Below are 4,356 nucleotides of genomic sequence, written 5' to 3' on the forward strand. Positions count from 1 at the left end.
ATTTGCCGTGGAATTGGCACCAGGAAAGCTAGACAAGAAAACCAACAATGCCCGGTATCCGAGAAAGTAGATTTTCTCGGCTGCCGGGCTTTTTGAATTCCAGACGTCATTTGGTTGGGTGCTTACGCACAAAAAAGGGCCTAGCCGCAAAGGCTAGACCTAGACATCATTGTATAAAAATAGCGTCTCACGACAATTACTTTGGCGAGTAACGTGGGCGCTGTATCGCTGGACTTGGACTTTTACTACTCTTAAAGTATAACATATTTGTATCGAAAGTGTAGGTTTCAAGCCAAAAAAGTCTCGTCCAGTGATGTAAAATATTTCGCCACAGGAAGGGACTTTTATTATGGCTAAACTACTTAAGCTATCGACACTACATCACTCACTGTACACGGCACCCCGCGTTGCCTCGAAAAATACGTCTGTTAGTCGTAATGATCGTGGCGTCGTTGACGCACTTGTCGAAACGCATAATTTCGCGCTAGCAAATCCAAGGCCGTGGGATGGCCTCAATGCCGCCGACTTTCAAAATGCTGACGGGACTTTTAATAAAACGGCCTATTCTAACGCGGTTAATAAAATCACCAGCGACATTAAAAAGCTACATACGCAGTATTTTATAGCATCCTCATTTGGGAAACTTAGTGATCCACAGCTTCCATCTAACATTGATCGCAAGGCATCTATCAGCGGTGGCATTCTCAGGGACTTTATCGCCGTGGACTATGATCTGAAGACGATGGACGATGCGCTGGCGCTCCGGAAGTGCATTAAAGACCTGTTTGTAGACAAGTACCCAAGTAAATTTATCTTATATCCAGATATAAACTGGCCTCGCAAATCGCAAGTTCGCTTCGTCCTTGAAGTCAGCAAGCTGATGGACAAAAACATGTATGCGGCCATTGTTGACGGCATCCTGGCGTTTATCGGCGTTGAAACTAACGACTACACGATGAACTTGAGAATTGATCGCCCCAAGCAGGTTCCAGTATACATGAAGCAGCCAGAAGGTCTTGACAGCGAGCTCCAAATCAATAACTATAGCTTGTACAACCTCGACGGAGATGATTTTGATCTGGCTCTTGTCGGTCTTCAAGAAGATGGAAAGATTGTGAAGCCTGTAAAGTCCAAGGATGAGACGTCGTCGGGTACTACTGAGAAGAAAGCCGAGTCGGAGGCTCAACCGGTTCCTGAACCCAAGCCAGAGCCACTGACGGAAAATCAGATTGAGGCACTGGCAAAGCAAAGCGAGGGCGATCAAGTCTATGTTGTCCAAAAGCTCCGGTCTAGTAGGCCAGTGGTTAGACTTCCGCAAGGTGCAGTTGACGCCGTACAGCGGCAAATGGATATTGGTCTAAAGGCTCCGCACGACTTTGAGTACTACACCGGCGACGGTCCAAGCCACAAGCTTAACTCTTTGGCTAAGAAAAAAGAGCCATTGGATCGTGATTCCATCGGTGAAGCCATCCGATACTCCAAGTCGAACCAAACGACGGTTCTGGTATGCAGTGGCGTGCTAAAGCCCCTTTCACAACGCGAGCCTGATGGTCAGCTCACGAATGCTGAAATTTGGGCAGCTGATGTCAAAGCAAATCGGAGTGATGCCAACAAGCTAGGTATTGGGAAGCGGTATGTAGCGCTAGACTTTGACTTTGACACAATGACGCAAGCTAAAGGTTTTGTTTCGGTTTTCAAGCAACCGATGATCCAAGGCAAACATGAGATTCGGCGCGCCTGCTACCCAACTTTAAGTTTCCCAATGAAGCCTCACATGCGCGTGGTCATTGAGATTTCGATGATTGCTATGGCGGACGAGTATGAAGATGTTGCTCGCCAAGTCGTAAAGTGGTTATGTGAGTGGATCATTGGCCATCAAGGTGATATTCCACTGGCCGACAAAGACGGTAAGGCGCTGGACTCCAGGGGTTTAGCCAGCTTTATCGATGAAACGACCTATAAAATCAGCCAAACGGAGGCATTGCCGAGTTTCATGCAGTGGGATGCTCTGGCGGTTGTCCGTCCAGAGGTTTATGACGTGTTGGGTTTAGAGAAGGGCAAGCTCATCCAAGACGTGATCAAGCAGATGTGTTTTGTCGCCTCCAAGGACGACAAAACAGCCCCGTTCATCGTGACGATGGACGGCAAACCGCAGCTTGCGGCGGTGATTGCAAAAGAAGTAGTACCACAACTCATTTACCGTGAGTCCAATCAGATCACTCAGAATGCGGAAGATTCACTTGACTCGGTCGCATCACAGATGAGCCAAGATGAAATTTACCAGGGCTTGAGTGACTATGTAAAGAAGCATCTGGCAGATCTCAAACATTTCTCGAAGTTTTGGCGGTTCGCAGAAAAACTTGCCGCTGCCATCATTCGGGAAGAACTGACCCAAGAGACTGCCGAAAAAGTGCTGGTTGAGGCCGCCGGAGGTAACTCGGATTGGGAAGCCCACAATAAGGACGAACTGGCCAACCAGCTCAAGAAGCTAAAGGGTGATGATGACAAGCTTAAGCTGGTGCGCTCTCTTGATACGTTACTTGGTGAAAGTGCTGAAGCCGTTAAGTATCGTAAGTACATGGAGCAGGTCACCAAAATTACAACACCCCTTGAGCTTTATATGGAAGAACACCATATCCCGGCTGATTCTGATGCGGAGTTGACAAAGATTTGTGCATGCATCTCGGCGGCTTATAAACTCGCGGTCGTTGAAGGCGAGGAAGATCGTCTTGCAGCGGTATATATCCTCGACGAATCGAAAGGACTCTGGACACCAGCGGAGCCGATGATCGACGAGTTGATCAGTTTGATTCACGAGACAACGCCCGTTAAGCTGATTAAGGACACCCTTAGTTCACTGGCACCTATCGCAAAGCGGAAACACGGGGTCTTGCATTTTTATGATGGGTCACAGTTCATTCTCTTCCTAAACGGTATTTATGATCTATCCAAAGGAACGTTTATCGAACGAGGCACATTGAAGTATCGCGACATTATAGACTCAACATGTTTTTCAGCCCGTCATTTGCATAATCTTGAGTACAAGCCAGTCGATCTAAGCAAACCACTACGCATCATGAAGACATACACTGGTGGAAAGTCTACTTTGCTGGCCAGTGAAGACACCCCAGAAGCTCAGGTATGGACACCAGAGCGGATGATGAATCAATTTACTGGAGGTGACAAATCCAAAGAAGACTTTCTGTTTATGCTTTTGGGGCTAGGCTTGCTTGCGGGACATAATTCTGGCATTAACGTTTTGATCAAGGCGACATCCGGCGCGCACAAAACGACTCTTGGTTTGCCTTTTGCTAAGTTGTACGGAGATCATCGGATGATGATGGACTTTACAGAGCTTAGCAAAGAATTCGGGCTTGATAACCTCGACGCCTTGACTCAAGTTTTGTGGCTCAAGGAGTGTAATCTGAATTCTAAAGGGACGGGCGGCAACGTACTCAGTCCTGATGGTGTTGCGAACTACGATTCACTGTGCGATCCCGTATTGCATTTCAACCGCAAGCACAAGGGACATGCCAACTTACAGGCTCCGCCACAAGTCTACATTGACGGTACTGCGCTGTACGCGACAACGGACGGTTCTACCGGCCCACAGCGACGGACACTGCTCTTTGTCGGACTTGAGCCGGACGAACTTTCCAAGTTCACCAAAGCCGGCGAGGTAACCAACATCAATGCGATCTTGACCAACGAAGTCGTTGTCAATTATCTGGTCAATCGTGAATTGTACGAATTGAGGAAGTTTTTTAGTTTTGATCAAGCAAGGCTTGCTAACGTAAGCTTCACATTAGGCTCAGCTAACGAATCGCTTGATACACCCATGCCAGAGTTTGAGCGCGAGTGGCGCCAAGCTCTCAAGGTTTCGACCAGCGATCGTATCACGGAGTGGCTGGAAGATACCTTGTACGCGTCGAATACCTTGATTATCAACGACCATAATGGGTCACTGCGTATACAGGTGCTATATAGTATGTACTTGGCCGATTATGTTGCGCTGCATGCCGACAGTGATCCAAACGCGCGGTACGCTGGTGGTGAAGCACGTTTTCAAGATACGTGGACTAGTTTTGTATCCAAACATGGATTGTACATGATCGGGTATGGGAGCAGATCTAAGCTAGGCTGGCGTAAGGTCACCACCAAGGGCAATATAGCTATTTACTGGGAGGGTTATCAAAAGTTTGGCGCTATGATGCCAAAGTGGTCTGTCGGTAAGCACCCAATAACAGACCGTCTTGAAAATCAATAGAGGCCCGTTCCCAGATTCAGGGAAGCGGACCTCTTTGCTTTAAGCGACGGTCGATTGGGCGGTACCGGTAAATGTTTGGTTCCAAGGCA

General features: G+C 47.8%; 1 protein-coding gene. It reads left to right on the plus strand.

Annotated elements, in window-relative coordinates:
• The first annotated feature begins 349 nt into the window (after positions 1-349).
• Complete coding sequence (locus ACGG90_RS15280) at positions 350-4,267, plus strand: hypothetical protein (RefSeq protein ID WP_390410696.1); 3,918 nt, start codon at positions 350-352, stop codon at positions 4,265-4,267.
• Positions 4,268-4,356 lie beyond the last annotated feature (89 nt).

This window comes from Lacticaseibacillus jixiensis (assembly GCF_042847315.1).
Lineage (GTDB): Bacteria > Bacillota > Bacilli > Lactobacillales > Lactobacillaceae > Lacticaseibacillus > Lacticaseibacillus jixiensis.

Coding starts and splice junctions, on each gene's coding strand:
- ACGG90_RS15280 (WP_390410696.1), top strand. CDS start 350: ATGGCTAAACTACTTAAGCTATCGACACTACATCACTCACTGTACACG.